This is a genomic window from Pseudonocardia thermophila (genome assembly GCF_900142365.1).
In the GTDB taxonomy this organism is placed as follows: domain Bacteria; phylum Actinomycetota; class Actinomycetes; order Mycobacteriales; family Pseudonocardiaceae; genus Pseudonocardia; species Pseudonocardia thermophila.
This window is the reverse complement of record NZ_FRAP01000011.1, coordinates 123,993-138,231: the sequence shown is the minus strand read 5'-3', so window position 1 is coordinate 138,231 and position 14,239 is coordinate 123,993. Positions and strand designations below refer to the sequence as shown.

At 74.2% G+C, this 14,239-nt stretch carries 11 protein-coding genes; 7 read left to right on the top strand and 4 right to left on the bottom strand.

Features of this window, described 5'->3' with window-relative positions; translation table 11 throughout:
* Nucleotides 1–33: 33 nt before the first annotated feature.
* Nucleotides 34–588, bottom strand: a complete 555-nt coding sequence (locus tag BUE41_RS15560) for an Rv1733c family protein (RefSeq protein WP_073457830.1) — start codon at nucleotides 586–588, stop codon at nucleotides 34–36.
* Nucleotides 589–1,587: 999 nt separating this feature from the next.
* Here BUE41_RS15560 and BUE41_RS15555 point away from each other — a divergent pair.
* The 5 genes from BUE41_RS15555 to cydD all read left to right on the top strand — a co-directional run bounded on the left by BUE41_RS15555 (nucleotide 1,588) and on the right by cydD (nucleotide 9,381).
* The gene (locus tag BUE41_RS15555; protein ID WP_073457903.1) at nucleotides 1,588–2,646 is read left to right on the top strand and encodes an Acg family FMN-binding oxidoreductase; all 1,059 of its coding nucleotides are present in this window, start codon (nucleotides 1,588–1,590) and stop codon (nucleotides 2,644–2,646) included.
* Between the two features lie 122 nt (nucleotides 2,647–2,768).
* A complete protein-coding gene (locus BUE41_RS15550; protein ID WP_073457829.1) occupies nucleotides 2,769–3,188 on the top strand; it encodes a CBS domain-containing protein in 420 nt (139 codons plus the stop codon).
* Nucleotides 3,189–3,444: 256 nt separating this feature from the next.
* Nucleotides 3,445–4,851, top strand: a complete 1,407-nt coding sequence (locus BUE41_RS15545; RefSeq protein WP_143172184.1) for a cytochrome ubiquinol oxidase subunit I — start codon at nucleotides 3,445–3,447, stop codon at nucleotides 4,849–4,851.
* A gap of 10 nt (nucleotides 4,852–4,861) precedes the next feature.
* Complete coding sequence (gene cydB, locus BUE41_RS15540) at nucleotides 4,862–5,947, top strand: cytochrome d ubiquinol oxidase subunit II (RefSeq protein ID WP_073457827.1); 1,086 nt, start codon at nucleotides 4,862–4,864, stop codon at nucleotides 5,945–5,947.
* Complete coding sequence (cydD, locus tag BUE41_RS15535) at nucleotides 5,944–9,381, top strand: thiol reductant ABC exporter subunit CydD (RefSeq protein WP_073457826.1); 3,438 nt, start codon at nucleotides 5,944–5,946, stop codon at nucleotides 9,379–9,381. Before cydB ends, cydD begins: the two co-directional genes overlap by 4 nt.
* Nucleotides 9,382–9,652: 271 nt before the next feature.
* On the opposite strand, the gene BUE41_RS30795 is transcribed toward cydD, so the two are convergent.
* Together BUE41_RS30795 and BUE41_RS15530 are read right to left on the bottom strand one after the other, a co-directional pair.
* Nucleotides 9,653–9,793, bottom strand: a complete 141-nt coding sequence (locus BUE41_RS30795) for a hypothetical protein (protein ID WP_159444916.1) — start codon at nucleotides 9,791–9,793, stop codon at nucleotides 9,653–9,655.
* Nucleotides 9,790–10,692: a universal stress protein gene (locus BUE41_RS15530; RefSeq protein ID WP_073457902.1), complete on the bottom strand. Its 903-nt coding sequence runs from the start codon at nucleotides 10,690–10,692 to the stop codon at nucleotides 9,790–9,792. The genes BUE41_RS30795 and BUE41_RS15530 overlap by 4 nt, the downstream gene beginning before the upstream one ends.
* Nucleotides 10,693–10,968: 276 nt before the next feature.
* Here BUE41_RS15530 and BUE41_RS15525 point away from each other — a divergent pair, with 276 nt between their 5' ends.
* Entirely contained in the window at nucleotides 10,969–11,619 is a 651-nt protein-coding gene (locus tag BUE41_RS15525; RefSeq protein WP_073457825.1) for a response regulator, read from the top strand.
* A gap of 179 nt (nucleotides 11,620–11,798) precedes the next feature.
* On the opposite strand, the gene BUE41_RS15520 is transcribed toward BUE41_RS15525, so the two are convergent.
* A complete protein-coding gene (locus BUE41_RS15520) occupies nucleotides 11,799–13,508 on the bottom strand; it encodes a sensor histidine kinase (protein ID WP_073457824.1) in 1,710 nt (569 codons plus the stop codon).
* A gap of 267 nt (nucleotides 13,509–13,775) precedes the next feature.
* On the opposite strand from BUE41_RS15520, the gene BUE41_RS15515 reads away from it, so the two are divergent.
* Complete coding sequence (locus BUE41_RS15515) at nucleotides 13,776–14,198, top strand: hypothetical protein (protein ID WP_073457823.1); 423 nt, start codon at nucleotides 13,776–13,778, stop codon at nucleotides 14,196–14,198.
* The last annotated feature ends 41 nt before the right edge of the window (nucleotides 14,199–14,239 follow it).

Genomic DNA, 14,239 nt, shown 5'->3' with positions numbered 1-14,239 from the left:
GGCTCCTCCTCCATCGGCCGGTGGGCAGTGGGCTCACCGGAACTCGCGCCGCCACAGCGGCTCCACCGCGGCCCACTCCTCGGCCCAGCGACGGCTGTTCACCGCGAACGCCAGCCGCTGGATCCCGAGCCAGCACAGCGCAAGCACGCTCCAGGCGACCGCGATCGTGCCGAGGCCGGCGACGATGCCGCAGAGCACCGCGTCGGTCGCGGTCAGCGGCGGCCGCGCCGGGTGGCCGTCCTGGTCGAGCCACATCTCGACGGGCTCGCCCGCCTCCTTGGTCGCGGGGACGATCGAGTAGCCCTGCTGCGGGGTGCCGTCGTCGGTCTGCCAGCGCACGGCCGCGTAGGTCTGCGGGCGGGCGGCGGCCGAGGGGTTCAGGACCACGGTCGTGGACTCCAGGACCTGGGCGGTCACCAGCTTGTACGTCGCCTGGGCCTGGGCCGCCTTCTCGGCCATGTCCTGGTGGACGTCCACGCCGATCGGGATCGCGGCGCAGGCGGCGGCAGCGGCCAGGGCGATCAGCGCCGCGCCGATCCGGGACTGCAGCACGTCCGTGGACCGGCGAAGCGGGTTCCGGTCAGCCACGGCGGCCTCCGCGCTCGTGAGTCATGCGCGCGTCCATTCGTTCGGCGGGTGGGTTCTCGATCCACGGTGCGTCGCCGCGGGGTGGTGGGGACACGGCCGGAGGTCCTGATGCGGGGTGTCGGTAGGCAGGAGCGCTTGGGCCTCGGGTCCGCTTCCGGGCGCTTCGGCCCTGCGCCCCGTCGCCGGGGGCTCCCGCCCCTGACCGCCTCCACCCGAGGCGCTCTCGGGAGGTGGAGATCGGCGGCGCCACCATCGCGGTCGCGGTGATGGCGCACCGGCGGAAATGCCGAGGAATGGCGTTCTCACCCCCGCGCCGGCGCGGCCTCGTCGGGGCGGCCGACCGGCGCTGACGCTTTCGCTCCGCTCAGCAGTTCGTGCGCTGCCTGCGGTGGGCAGGGCGTAGGCGAGCGAGCGGCAGGAAAGCCATTTTCCCGCCGAGAGATGGCGGTGAATCCACTTTCCGGCGACCGCGCGCCGACCCCTTCGCCTGGTGACCGGAATCGTCGGACCTCGCGCGATCTGCACTCTGTCCTCGATCGCGCACGGGGCGTGGTCGCGCGCGGAGATCCCGCGTGCGGGGTCGGATGATCGCCGGAGCGCTCCACCTGCGAAGGCGTCGTCGTCGGCGGAGAGATCCGCAGCCGCGGCTCGCGCGGGCACCTCGCCACGATCATCCCCGCCCGTGTCGGCCGGGATGCCGCGCGCCGCGCTGCGACGGGCGCATCCAGCACACGACCAGCCGGTGCGGCGTCGGGACGGGGCGCACGTTTCCTGAACGGCGACGAGTCGTGTGATTCCCACCATCACCTGCACGAAATCGGGGTGGCGCGGCGACCTCTCCGGAAAACGGTGGTCGAAAGTCCTGGCGCCGCAGGGCGATCGGGCCGGACGGCGCGTCGCCGCGCATTTCGGCCCGGCGGTGGTGATGCTCGGGAGGCCCGTCCGGGAAGGGTCTTTGGACCGTGTTCGGCGGCGCGCGAGGGGGTGATCATCGTGGCCATGAGCCAGATTCCTGCTGCACTCGGGCTGACGTCACAGGACGTCACGGGCCTGCTCGCCGTGGCAGGACGGGCTCCGTCCCTGCACAACAGCCAGCCGTGGCGGTTCCGGGTCGAGCCGGACCGGATCGAGCTGTGGGCCGACCCGGAGCGGCAGCTGCCCGCAGCCGATCCGCACGGGCGCGAGCAGCGGCTCGCGTGCGGGGCGGCGCTGTTCAACCTGCGGCTCGCCCTGCACGCGCACGGGATCCGGCCGCTGGTGACGCTGCACACGGATCGGGCGTTCCCGGACCTGCTGGCGGCCGTGCGGCACGGAGGGCGGAAGGCGCCGACGGCGCTGCAGCGGGAGCTGCTGGCGGCGGTGCCGCGGCGGCGGACCAACCGGCGCCCGTTCACGGACGAGCCGGTGACGACCGCGGAACTGATGGCGTTGCGCAACGCCGCGATGGCGGAAGGGGCGTGGCTGCACGTCGTGGCGACACCGGCCGAGCGGACGCGGCTGCTGGAGCTCTCCGCTGATGCGCACGCCGCGCAGCAGGGGGACCCGGCGTTCCGGGAGGAGTTCGAGCGCTGGACCGCGGTGGAGCCCGACCGACCCGACGGAGTGCCCGCCCTGCCGAACGAGCACCGTCCCGCGGCGCACGACCGGTGGGTCGCCCGCGACTTCACCCACGGCGCGGGGCGCACCACCGCCGAGACGGGTGTGCTGTTCGAGAACGAGCCCGCGCTCGTCGTCCTGTCGGCGCAGATGTTCGGACCGACCTCGGAGGTCGCCGCCGGCCAGGCGCTGCAGCGGGTGCTGCTGACCGCCACGACGCTGGGGTTGTCGGCGTCGTTCCTGTCCCACATCATCGAGGTCGACGCCACGCGCGATCGCCTCCGGAACCTGATCCACGGCACGCACAGCCCTCAGGCGGTGCTGCGGATCGGGCACGGCTGGCCGGTCCCCGCGACGCCGCGCCGGCCGCCGGAGGACACGCTGCTGGTGACGCCGCCGCTGGTGTCCCGGCGCACCGGCGTGCGCCCCGTCGACGCCGGGCTGCGTGCCGGGATCCCCTGATCCGGCACAGGCCGAACGTCCCGACCCGCTACGGCCCTTCGGCCGCGGCGTTCCGCCCTGCGACCCCTCCCGCGGCCGGCGCGGAGCAGTCAGGCTCCCACGGCGAGCCAGGAGGGGAGCCGATGTCCGAACCGCCGCTGCTCGCCGCGCCGCCGGAGGCCGTGGACGACGATCCGCCGGTCAGCACGTTCATGACCCGCGACGTCGTCACGGTCGACGCCGACGCCGGGCCCGGCACTGCCCTGCGGGAGATGGCCCGGCACGGGGTCCGTCACCTCGTGCTGCGCGTCGGTGACCGTGAGGAGGGCGCTGTCACGGAGGCGTCGGTGCTGCGCGCCGTGGCCGACGACCGGCCCGACGCCCCGCTGCGGCAGTTCCGCGTGGTGCTGCCCGGCATCCCGGCCGACACGCGCCGGACGGCCGTCGCCCGCCGCATGGTGGAGCACCGCGTCGACGCCGCACTGGTCGTCGACGGAGACCGGGTCGTCGGCATCGTCACCGCGACCGACCTGGTGCGCTCGCTCGCCGGCGCGTCGCGCTGACGGCATCGGCGGCCGAGCCGCGGGGCGGACAGGAGGGAGGGGTTGTCCGCCCCGCGTTCCCTCCCGGGGGTGACGCCGGTCCGGCGTCCCGGTCGGACGGAGAGGGCCGAAGGTCCCCCGCCGTCGCCGCCGATGGGCCGGACCGGGGGTCCGCCGGTCCCGATGATCGGGGACCGGCGACTCTGCCCCGGTCACACCGCCCCGAGCGACGCTGGGCCCGGCTTCGGAACCGCCCGACGGCCCGCTCACGGAGGATGTGATGAACCTCGATCTCGCACGGTGGCAATTCGCGATCACCACCGTGTACCACTTCCTGTTCGTCCCGTTGACGATCGGGCTGTCCCTGCTGGTAGCCGGCATGCAGACTGCGTGGGTCCGCACCTCGGACGAGCGATATCTGCGCATGACGAAGTTCTGGGGGAAGCTCTTCCTCATCAACTTCGCCATGGGCGTCGTCACCGGCATCGTGCAGGAGTTCCAGTTCGGCATGAACTGGAGCGACTACAGCCGGTTCGTCGGTGACATCTTCGGTGCCCCGCTGGCCATCGAAGGCCTGCTCGCGTTCTTCCTGGAGTCGACGTTCCTCGGCCTGTGGATCTTCGGCTGGGACCGGCTCCCGAAGAAGGTGCACCTGGCGTGCATCTGGCTCGCCGCGATCGGCACCGCGCTGTCGGCGTACTTCATCCTCGCCGCCAACGCGTGGATGCAGCACCCGGTCGGCTCGGTGATCAACGACGAGCGCGGCCGCGCCGAGCTCGTGGACTTCGGCGCCGTGCTCACGAACTCGACGGCCGTCGCCGCGTTCTTCCACACGATCACCGCCTGCTTCGTCACCGCAGGCGTGTTCATCGTCGCGATCAGCGCCTACCACCTGGCCCGCGACAAGTTCACCGACGTCGCCACGCCGTCGATGCGACTCGGGCTGGTGACCGTGCTGATCGCCAGCATCGGCGTGATGGTCTCCGGCGACATCCAGGCCCGGCTCATGACCGAGCAGCAGCCGATGAAGATGGCCGCGGCCGAGGCGCTCTACGAGTCCGCCGCACCCGCGTCGTTCTCGATCTTCACCGTCGGGACGCTGGACGGCAGCCAGGAGCTGTGGAGCATCCGCGTGCCCGGCCTGCTGTCGTTCATGGCCACCGGCTCGCTCGACGGCCTCGTCGAGGGCATCAACGACGTCCAGCGCGCGTCGGAGACCACGTACGGCCCCGGCGACTACATCCCGAACGTGCCGGTCACGTACTGGACGTTCCGGCTGATGATCGGTTTCGGCGCGCTGGCCATGCTGGTCTCGATCCTCGGGCTGTGGTTCATGCGCCGCCGGGCGCAGAAGCCCGTGCCGCGCTGGTACTTCACCGCCGCACTGCTCGCGCTGTTCACGCCGTTCGCGGCCAACACCGTCGGGTGGATCTTCACCGAGATGGGCCGCCAGCCCTGGCTGGTGTACGGGATGCTGCCGACCGCTGCCGGCGTCTCCCCCGGCGTCAGCACCGCCTCCGTGCTGATCTCACTCATCGTGTTCACGCTGCTCTACGGCGTGCTCGCGGTGATCGAGGGCGTGCTGATGGTCCGCTACGCCAAGGCCGGGCCGCCGCCTGCCGGCATCGCCGAGGCCTCACCCGACGACCCCGAGGCTCCGCGGCCGCTGGCCGTCGCGTACTGAGGAGACCGGCATGGAGCTCACCGACATCTGGTTCCTGCTCATCGCCGTCCTGTGGACCGGCTACTTCGTCCTGGAGGGATTCGACTTCGGCGTCGGCACCCTGCTGCCGGTCGTCGGCAAGACCGACACCGACCGGCGCGTCGCGATCAACACGATCGGCCCGGTCTGGGACGGCAACGAGGTGTGGCTGCTCGTCGCGGGCGGCGCCACCTTCGCCGCCTTCCCCGAGTGGTACGCCTCGCTGTTCTCCGGCTTCTACCTGGCGCTGCTGCTGATCCTGATCGCGCTGATCGTGCGCGGGGTCGCGTTCGAGTACCGGGGCAAGTTCGACAGCCCTCGGTGGCGGCGCAACTGGGACATCGCGATCACCGCGTCGTCCGCACTGCCGGCGCTGCTGTGGGGCGTGGCGTTCGCGAACATCGTCCACGGCGTGCCGCTCGACGCGGACCACGAGTACACCGGCACGCTGCTGACCCTGCTCAACCCGTACGCGCTGCTGGGCGGCGTGGCGACGCTGGCGCTGTTCACCTTCCACGGCGCGGTGTTCCTCGCCCTGAAGACGACCGGTGAGGTCCGCGACCGGGCCCGCCACGTCGTGCCCGCCGTGGGCGGCACCGCCGTCGTCGCGGGTGGCGCGTTCCTGGCCTGGACGCTGCTCGACAAGGGCGTCATGTGGACGGCCGTGTCGGCGGCGGTGGCCGCGGTCGGCCTGCTCGCCGGGCTCGCGCTCACGCTGCGCGGCCGCGACGGCTGGGCGTTCACGGCCACGGCGGTGGCGATCATCGGGGTGACGGTCACCCTGTTCGGCTCGCTCTACCCGAACGTGCTGCCGTCGACGATCGACCCGGCGTTCAGCCTGACGACCGCCAACGCGGCGTCCACCCCGTACACGCTGACGATCATGACCTGGGTCGCCGTGATCATGACCCCGATCGTGCTGGCCTACCAGGCCTGGACGTTCTGGGTCTTCCGCAAGCGCATCGGCCGGGCCGACATCCCGCCGTCGGGCGGGCTGCCGCCGCTCGCGCGCACGACCGAGTCCACCACCGGGTCGGCCGGGACCGCCGGTCCCGCCACCACCCCCACCACGCCATGAAGCCGCTCGACCCACGACTGCTGCGGCACGCGTCCGCCGCGCGCCGGTTCGTCCTGCTGACCGCGGGTGTCGCTGTCCTCGCGGCGGTGCTCGTGCTCGCCCAGGCGCAGCTGCTGTCCGGGGTCCTGGCCGACGCCTTCCTCGGCGGGGCCGCGCTGGACGTCCTGGCCCCCGCGCTCGGCGCGCTGCTCGCGGTGGTCGTGGGTCGAGCGCTCCTGTCGTGGGCGGGCGAGGTGGCCGCCCACCGCGCGGCCGCCGACGTCATCGGGGAGCTGCGCCGCAGCTTGCTCGCGCACGTGCTGCGGCTCGGCCCCCGCCGCCCGGAGGTCCCGCCGACCGCGGAGATCGCCACGCTCGCCACCCGCGGGCTCGACGGCCTCGACGGCTACTTCAGCCGCTACCTGCCGGCCCTGCTGGTGGCCGCGGTCGTGCCGGCCGTCGTCGCGGCGCGGATCCTGTTCGCCGATCCGCTGTCCGGGCTCATCGTGGCGCTGACCGTGCCGCTGATCCCGGTGTTCATGATCCTCGTCGGGCTGCACACCGAGCGGCAGACCAAGCGGCAGTGGCGCAGCCTGGCCGTCCTCGGCCACCACTTCCTCGACGTCGTCGCCGGCCTGGACGTGTTGGTCGCGTTCGGCCGGGAACACCGCCAGGCCGGGCGGATCCGCGAGCTCGCCGACGCCTACCGCCGCACCACGATGCGGACGCTGCGGGTGGCGTTCCTGTCCGCGCTGGTCCTGGAGCTGCTCGCGACGCTGTCCGTCGCGCTGGTGGCGGTGTCGATCGGCCTGCGGCTGGTCGAGGGCCGCCTCGACCTCGCGACCGGCCTGCTGGTCCTGATCCTCGCGCCCGAGGTGTACCTACCGCTGCGGGCGGTCGGGGCGCGCTTCCACGACTCCGCGGAGGGCCTGGCCGCGGCCGCGGAGACGTTCGCGGTGCTGGAGACGCCCGCCGAGACTCCGCGGGACGCGTCGGTGCCGGTGCCCGACCCGGCGGACGCGCCGCTGCGGCTGCGCGGCGTCGTCGTCGACGGGCGGGGCGGCCGGGTGCTCGACGGGCTCGATCTGCACGTCGATCCCGGCACCGTGCTCGGGGTGCGCGGGGCGAGCGGCGCCGGCAAGTCGACGCTGCTCGACCTGCTGCTCGGGCTGCGCCGCCCGGACGAGGGCGCCGTCCTCGTCGGCAACATCGATCTGGCCGACGTCCCGCGCGACGCCTGGCTGCGCCGCGTCGCGTGGGTGCCGCAGCGGCCGGTGCTGGTGGCCGGAACGGTCGCCGACAACATCCGCCTCGGCAACCCGCGGGCGAGCGTCGCGGAGGTGACGGCGGCCGCGCGGGCCGCGGCCCTGCTCGATGATCCCGGCCTGACGCTCGACACACCGGTCGGCGAGGGCGGCAGCGGCCTGTCCACCGGGCAACGGCGGCGCGTCGCACTGGCGCGGGCCGTGCTGGCGGACCGCCCGCTGCTCCTGCTGGACGAGCCCACCGAGGGCGTCGACGCCGAGACCGAGGCCGCCATCATCGCCGCGCTCCCGGCGATCACCGCATGTCGGACGGCCGTCGTCGTCAGCCACCGTAACGAGGTGCTGGCCGCGTGCGACCGGGTCCTCGACCTCGGCGCACCGCAGCGGCAGGAGCGGCATCCCGCCCAGGTTCCGGCCGGCGGGCAGCCGCCCACCGGCCGCACGGATGTCCCGGAGGACCGCCCCCCGAATCCGGGACACGCCGACCGGGTGACGGGCGACCGTCACCCGGTCGGTCGGATCGCCCCGCTCCCTGCACTGCGGGCGGCGCTGGAGGTCGTCCGCCCGCTGCGCGGCCGGGTCGTCCTGGCGGTCGCGCTCGGCGCGCTCGCGCTGGGCAGCGGCGTCGCGCTCACCGCCACGTCCGCGTGGCTGATCTCGATGGCGGCGCTGCAGCCGCCGGTGCTCACGCTGATGGTCGCGATCGTCGCGGTCCGGGCGTTCGGCATCGGCAAGGGCGTGCTCCGCTACGCCGAACGCCTGGTCACCCACGACGTCGCGCTGCGCGCCGGGACCGCGCTGCGGGTGCACATCTGGGAAGCGCTGGTGCGCATCGGACCGGCCGGCACCGCGCGGCTGCGCCGCGGCGACCTGCTCACCCGCCTCGTCGGCGACGTGGACGCGCAGCAGGACCTGGTCGCCCGCGTGATCGTGCCCGTGGGCGCCTCGACCGTGGTCGGGATCGGCGTGGTCGCCTGCATGGCGGCGGTGCTGCCGGCCGCCGGCGTCGTCGCGGCGATCGGTTTCGTCGCGGCCGCGGTCATCGCACCCGCGCTCACGGCGTGGGCCGCGCTGCGCAGCGAACGCCGCACCGCGGACGCGCGCGGGCGGGTGAGCGCCCGCACCCTGGAACTGCTGGAGGCCGCCCCCGACCTGATCGTGTTCGGTGCCGCCGACCGGCGCCTGCGCGGCGTCGTGGACGCCGACCTGCGGCTGCGGGACCTCCTGCGCCGCGGTGCGGTGGCGCGCGGGCTCGGCTCCGGCGCATCCGTCCTGGCGATCGGGGCGACGTCGGTCGTCGCGACCGTCGTCGGGATCGCCGCTCTGCGCGCCGGGCAGCTGCCCGGGCCGACGCTCGCGGTGCTCGCCCTGACCCCGCTCGCGCTCGGCGACGTCGTGGCCGCACTGCCCGACGCGGCGATGCGGCTGCTCACCGCCACCCCGGCCGCGCAGCGGCTCGCCGAGCTGCAGCGCGCCCCCGAGACCGTGCCCGACCGCCCCGCCGCGCCCGTCGGCACCCCGCGCCGCCTCGGGGCGGAGGAGCTGACCGTCCGCTGGCCGGGCGCCGACCGGGACGCGGTCCGCGGGGTGACGCTCGACGTCGGCCCGCACCGGCGGCTCGTGATCACCGGGCCGTCCGGGTGCGGGAAGTCGACGGTGGTGGCCGCGCTCATGCGCACGCTGCCGCCCGTGTCGGGCCGGGTGCTGGCCGACGGCCGCGACGCCGCCGATCTCGCCCCTGCGCAGGTGCGGCAGGCGGTCGCGTGGTGCGGGCCGCAGGCGCACCTGTTCGACTCCACGCTACGGGCCAACCTCGCGCTGGCTGCTCCGGACCCGGACGACGTCGACGACGAGACCCTCATCGCCGCCCTGCGCGCCGCGCGGCTCGGCGACTGGTTCGACAGCCTGCCCGAGGGGCTCGACACCCCGATCGGCGAGCACGGCGGCGCCGTCTCCGGCGGGGAGCGGCAGCGCATCGGCATCGCCCGCACGCTGCTCGCGAACCGGCCGATCACGATCTACGACGAGCCGACCGCACACCTGGACCCCCACACCGCGGACGCGCTGGCGCAGGAGATCCTCGCGGCCACCGAGGACCGGGCGGCGATCATCGTCACCCACCGGCCGGACCAGACCTCGGGGCTGCCGCAGCTGCGGCTGGGTGAGACCGGCAGCGTGCGGGTGGGTTAGGCCGGGCCCGCGTGCCCGGACTCATCCCGTGCCCGGACTCATGAGCCCGGACTCCCCGCCAGCCCCGGCCTCCCGGCACAGCGCGGCCCGAGAACCTACGAACGGCACTTCCGTAAGCACCACCACGTACGAAAGCGCCGTTCGTTGTGCAAGGGCCCTGGTTCCCGGCCGGGGTTCCGGGCCTTGATTTCATGGGCCGGGCACGGACCCGACTCCCTCTTCACCTCGAGCCCGTGCCCTGCCTGATCAGTCGATGCCCTGACCGATCAGTTCAGCCCAGTGCGCGCTGGATCAGCGAGGCGATCCCCAGGACCAGACCCGCCACCGCGGCCCACAGGATGACCGCGACTGCCAGCAGCAGCCCGACCACCAGCGACGACGTCGTGGACAGAGCCTCACCGATGCGGCTCATGCCGACACCTCCCCAGAGACGGTTTCCCCGGTCCGTTCGCCGTTCGTGGCCCGCGGGTGCACGACGATCACCGGGCAGGGTGCGAAGCCGATCAGCGCGGTGCTGGTCGAGCCGGTCAGGATCCCCGTGAACCCGGTGCGGCCGCGGGTGCCGACGACCAGCACCCGCGCGGAGCGCCCGGCGTCGAGCAGCACCTGCAGCGGGGTGCCTTCCACCAACCGCCGCACCACCGAGGAGCGGCGCTGCGCGGCGAGGACCGGCTGCAGGCGCCGGTCCAGGACCTCCTCGGCCTCCGCGGCCAGCTCCGTGGGCGACTCGCGTCGCCGCACCGGGACGCCCTCGGGATCGACGACGACGTCGGTCCAGGCGTGCACCGCGAGCAGCTCGGTCCCGAGTGACTCGGCGAGATCGGCGGCGAACGCCACTGCGGCCGAGCCGGCCGGCGAGTCGTCCACGCCGACGACGACCGGGCCGCTGCGCGGCGGCGGCAGCTGCGACGCCGACCCGCGCACGACCGCGATCGGGCAGGCCACCCGCCCGGCGACGCCGAGCGCGACCGACCCGGCCAGCATGCCCGCGGCGGCGCCCCGGCCGTAGCTTCCCAGCACCACCATCCGGGCGCCGACCGCGCGGCCGGCGACGGTCGGGACGACCTCGCCGGGCTGCACCTCCGTCGTCACCGGGTCGGCACCGGACCGCCGCGCGCCGTCGGCCAGCTCGGCCAGCCAGTCCGGGGCCGGTCTCGGCGGGTCCTGCGGATCCCCCTCGGGCACGTGCAGCAGGTGCAGCGGCGCCGACCAGTCGGCGGCCAGGTCGGCCGCCCACAGCGCGGCGTCCCGGGACGATCCGGACTCGTCGACCGCGGCCACGACCGGTCGCGGATCGGGATCGGTGGGCATCAGCGCCTCCAAGCGTCTCGACCGGGGTCCTCCCCCACCCTCACGCGGCCGCGTGCGCGCGGGCAGGGGCGCAGGTCGCGTCCGGCACGGACCAACGGCCCCGGGCGCAGGTTACGGCGAACCGGCCCGCACCGCACCGCCCCTGTCGTCAGGTTGCGAGCCGAGCGGCCCGCCGTCGAGGGACCTTCGACCCGCGATCAAGGGACGTCCGCGGGAGTGCCGGACCATGGGTAACCGTCGTACTGTCTTCCCAGCAGCTGACAGGAGGCCACCGACATGACCATCTCCGTGTTCCTGCTCGACGACCACGAGATCGTCCGCAGGGGCATCGCACAGCTGCTCGAGCTCGAGGACGACATCGAGGTCGTCGGCGAGGCCGCCACCGCCGCGCAGGCCATGGCGCGCATCCCCGCGCTGCGGCCCGACGTCGCCATCCTCGACGTCCGCCTGCCCGACGGCGAGGGCGTGACGGTGTGCCGCGAGATCCGCTCGTCGGTCACCCCGCCCCCGGCGTGCCTGATGCTGACGTCGTACTCCGACGACGAGGCGCTCTTCGGGGCGATCATGGCCGGCGCGTCCGGCTACCTGCTCAAGCAGGTCAGCGGCGTCGACCTGGTCGGTGCGGTCCGCACGGTCGCGGCCGGCGGGTCGCTGCTCGACCCGAAGGCCACCGCCGTCGTCCTCGAGCGGCTGCGGCGCGGCGACGAACCCGAGGACCCGCGCTACGCCTCGCTGAGCCCTCAGGAGCGGCGCATCCTCGACCTGATCGCCGACGGGCTCACCAACCGCCAGATCGGCGAGGAGATGTACCTCGCCGAGAAGACCGTCAAGAACTACGTGTCCTCGCTCCTGCACAAGCTCGGCATGTCCCGGCGCACCGAAGCCGCCGTGTACGCCGCTGAGCTGCGGGGCCGCCAGCACAACTGAGCTGCCGGCACCTGAGCACTGCGCACTCCAGCTCTGCGCACCCGAGCTCTGCGCACCCGAGTCGCGGCATGCCCGACGACACAACCACCCGACCTCGACCGCGCGCGGACGCGCACCACCGCGCGGCGGTCCTGCGATGACGGGCCGCGGGCACGACGGGCAGCAGTGCCCGCGGCCCCTCAACGCTTGGCGAGCGGAACGCGCCAGGTGAGCCGGGTGCCGGACGCACCGTTCGGCCGCACCGCGAACTCGCCGCCGCACTCCAGCGCGCGTTCCTCCAGGTTGTGCAGCCCGCTGCGGGCCACTCCGGGATCGATCCCGATCCCGTCGTCGCACACGTCCACGAGCAGCTCCTGCTCGGTCGCCTCCACGGTGAGCACGACCTCCTTCGGCCGGGCGTGCCGGATCGCGTTGCTCACCGCCTCCCGCACGACGGCCACCGCGTGCGCCCCGACGTCCTGCGGGACCAGCGTGTCCACCGCACCGGAGATGCGCACGGTCGGCGTGATGCTCGACCCGGACGCGGCCTGGGTGGCCGTGTCGAGCAGTCTGCGCCGCAGCCCACCGGCCTCACCCTCGCCGGAGGTGTGCAGGTCGAAGATCGCGGTGCGGATCTCCCGCACGGTCATGTCGAGATCGTCGACGGCCCGCTGGATGCGCCGCTGCACGACGGGATCGTCGGTGCGCCGCAGGGTGCTCTGCAGGGCCAGCCCGGTCGCGAAGAGCCGCTGGATGACGTGGTCGTGCAGGTCGCGCGCGATCCGGTCGCGGTCGGCGAACACCGCCAGTTGCTGCTGCGCCTTGTTCTTCTCCCCCAGGTCCAGCGCCAGCGTCGCCTGCTCGGCGAACGAGGTGAGCAGCTCCACCTCGCCGGGCTGGAACGGCTGGTCACCTCGGGTGCGCACCGCGACCAGGACACCCCAGATGGACTCCGTGGCCTGCAGCGGCACGGCCATCACCGGACCGAACTGCTCCCGCGCGACGGGGTCGACCAGCAGCTCGTGGGCGACGTCGGCGAGCACCACCGAACCCGAGTCCGCGACCTGGGTGAGCAGCGGGTGGCCGGGCTCGACCCGGTCCGCCGGGTGGGCGCCGTAGCCGCGCCGGGCGGCGATCGTGAAGGAACCGTCGTCGTGCGGGCCGAGCGCGATGAACGTGGCCTCGGCCCGGGTCAGCTCCAGCGCCCGCTGCGCCACCAGCAGCAGCGCGTCCTCCTCCGTGGCGCCCGCGAGCAGCTCGGCCCGGATCTCCGCGGTCGCCTCCAGCCACCGCTGCCGCAGCTTGGTCTGCTCGAACAGGTCAGCGTTCTGCACCGCGATCCCGGCCGCCGCCGCGAGCGCCTGCACCACGACCTCGTCGGCCGAGGTGAACTCCTGCCCGCCCGCCTTCTCGGTCAGGTAGAGGTTGCCGAACACCGCGTCCCGCACCCGCACCGGCACGCCCAGGAACGTGCGCATCGGCGGATGGTGCGGCGGGAAGCCCACCGACGCCGGGTGCGCGGACAGATCGGGCAGCCGCAGCGGATGCGGGTCCACGATCAGCTGCCCGAGCAGCCCCTTGCCCTCCGGCAGCCGCCCCACCTTGGCCCGGGTCTCGTCGTCGATGCCGACGTAGACGAACCGGGAGATCCCGCCGCCCGGGCCGAGCACGCCCAGCGCCCCGTAGCGGGCATCCACCAGCTCCGCCGCGGCCTCCACGATCCGCCGCAGCGTCGTGTCCAGCTCCAGCCCGGCACCCACCGCCAGCACGGCGTCCAGCAACCCCTGCATCCGGTCCCGGGTGGCGATGATCTCCGCGAGCCGGTCCTGCACCTCGCGCAGCAGCTCGTCGAGCCGCAACCCGGACAGCAGACCGGGTTTGAGCGGCTCACCTCCGGTCGAACCAGACATCGATGCTCCTCGCGAACACGCAGCCGTACCGAACGTCATCATGCCGGGCGCTCCCGGCAGCGCACAGGCCCGCGGGCGCATGCCCCGCCCCGGTCGGTCAGGCGACGTCGATCACCACCCCGACGTGCGGGACGACCCCACCGCGCCGGGTGGCCTGGGAGCCCGGGCGCTCTCGACCCGATCGGTCCGGGCCTTGCGGCCCTGCCCCGGGCAGCGCGCCCCGGCAGATCATCAGGGCGGACACCACCCCACCGGAGGACGGTTCGGATGCGGCAGCCGATGCGCACGTCCGCGCTCTGGTGGCACTGGTGGCGGACGGCGACCGCAGCCGAGGCGCTCGGCTTCCTCGTCCCCGCCGCGATCGGCGCTGCCCTGACGGGCGTCGCGGGCGGGCTCCTGCTCGGCACCGCCCTGCTCGCGTCGATCGGCACCGCGCAGTGGCTGGTGCTGCGCCGGGTCGTGCTCGCAGCCGCCTGGTGGATCCCCGCGACGGCCGCGGCCTGGGTGGCCGGGCTGCTCGCGTTCGCGACCGTGACCGGCCCGTTGTGGCAGTCCGGGCAACCGGGACCGCTGGTCGCCGCGATCGGGGCGCTCGGCGGGCTCGTCATGGCCGCGGTGGTCGCCGCGCTCACCGGATGGGCGGCCACGCGGTTGCCGTACTGCGGACACCGCCGGACCGGGACAGGATGAGAGCGGGTCGTGCCGAGAGGGGCGAGGGTGACCGACACCGG

What these genes read in the sequence shown, in the direction of transcription:
- BUE41_RS15520 (WP_073457824.1), bottom strand. Translation starts at nt 13,508, where the DNA reads ATGTCTGGTTCGACCGGAGGTGAGCCGCTCAAACCCGGTCTGCTGTCC.
- BUE41_RS15525 (WP_073457825.1), top strand. Translation starts at nt 10,969, where the DNA reads ATGACCATCTCCGTGTTCCTGCTCGACGACCACGAGATCGTCCGCAGG.
- BUE41_RS30795 (WP_159444916.1), bottom strand. Translation starts at nt 9,793, where the DNA reads ATGAGCCGCATCGGTGAGGCTCTGTCCACGACGTCGTCGCTGGTGGTC.
- BUE41_RS15515 (WP_073457823.1), top strand. Translation starts at nt 13,776, where the DNA reads ATGCGGCAGCCGATGCGCACGTCCGCGCTCTGGTGGCACTGGTGGCGG.
- BUE41_RS15555 (WP_073457903.1), top strand. Translation starts at nt 1,588, where the DNA reads ATGAGCCAGATTCCTGCTGCACTCGGGCTGACGTCACAGGACGTCACG.
- cydB (WP_073457827.1), top strand. Translation starts at nt 4,862, where the DNA reads ATGGAGCTCACCGACATCTGGTTCCTGCTCATCGCCGTCCTGTGGACC.
- cydD (WP_073457826.1), top strand. Translation starts at nt 5,944, where the DNA reads ATGAAGCCGCTCGACCCACGACTGCTGCGGCACGCGTCCGCCGCGCGC.
- BUE41_RS15530 (WP_073457902.1), bottom strand. Translation starts at nt 10,692, where the DNA reads ATGCCCACCGATCCCGATCCGCGACCGGTCGTGGCCGCGGTCGACGAG.
- BUE41_RS15550 (WP_073457829.1), top strand. Translation starts at nt 2,769, where the DNA reads ATGTCCGAACCGCCGCTGCTCGCCGCGCCGCCGGAGGCCGTGGACGAC.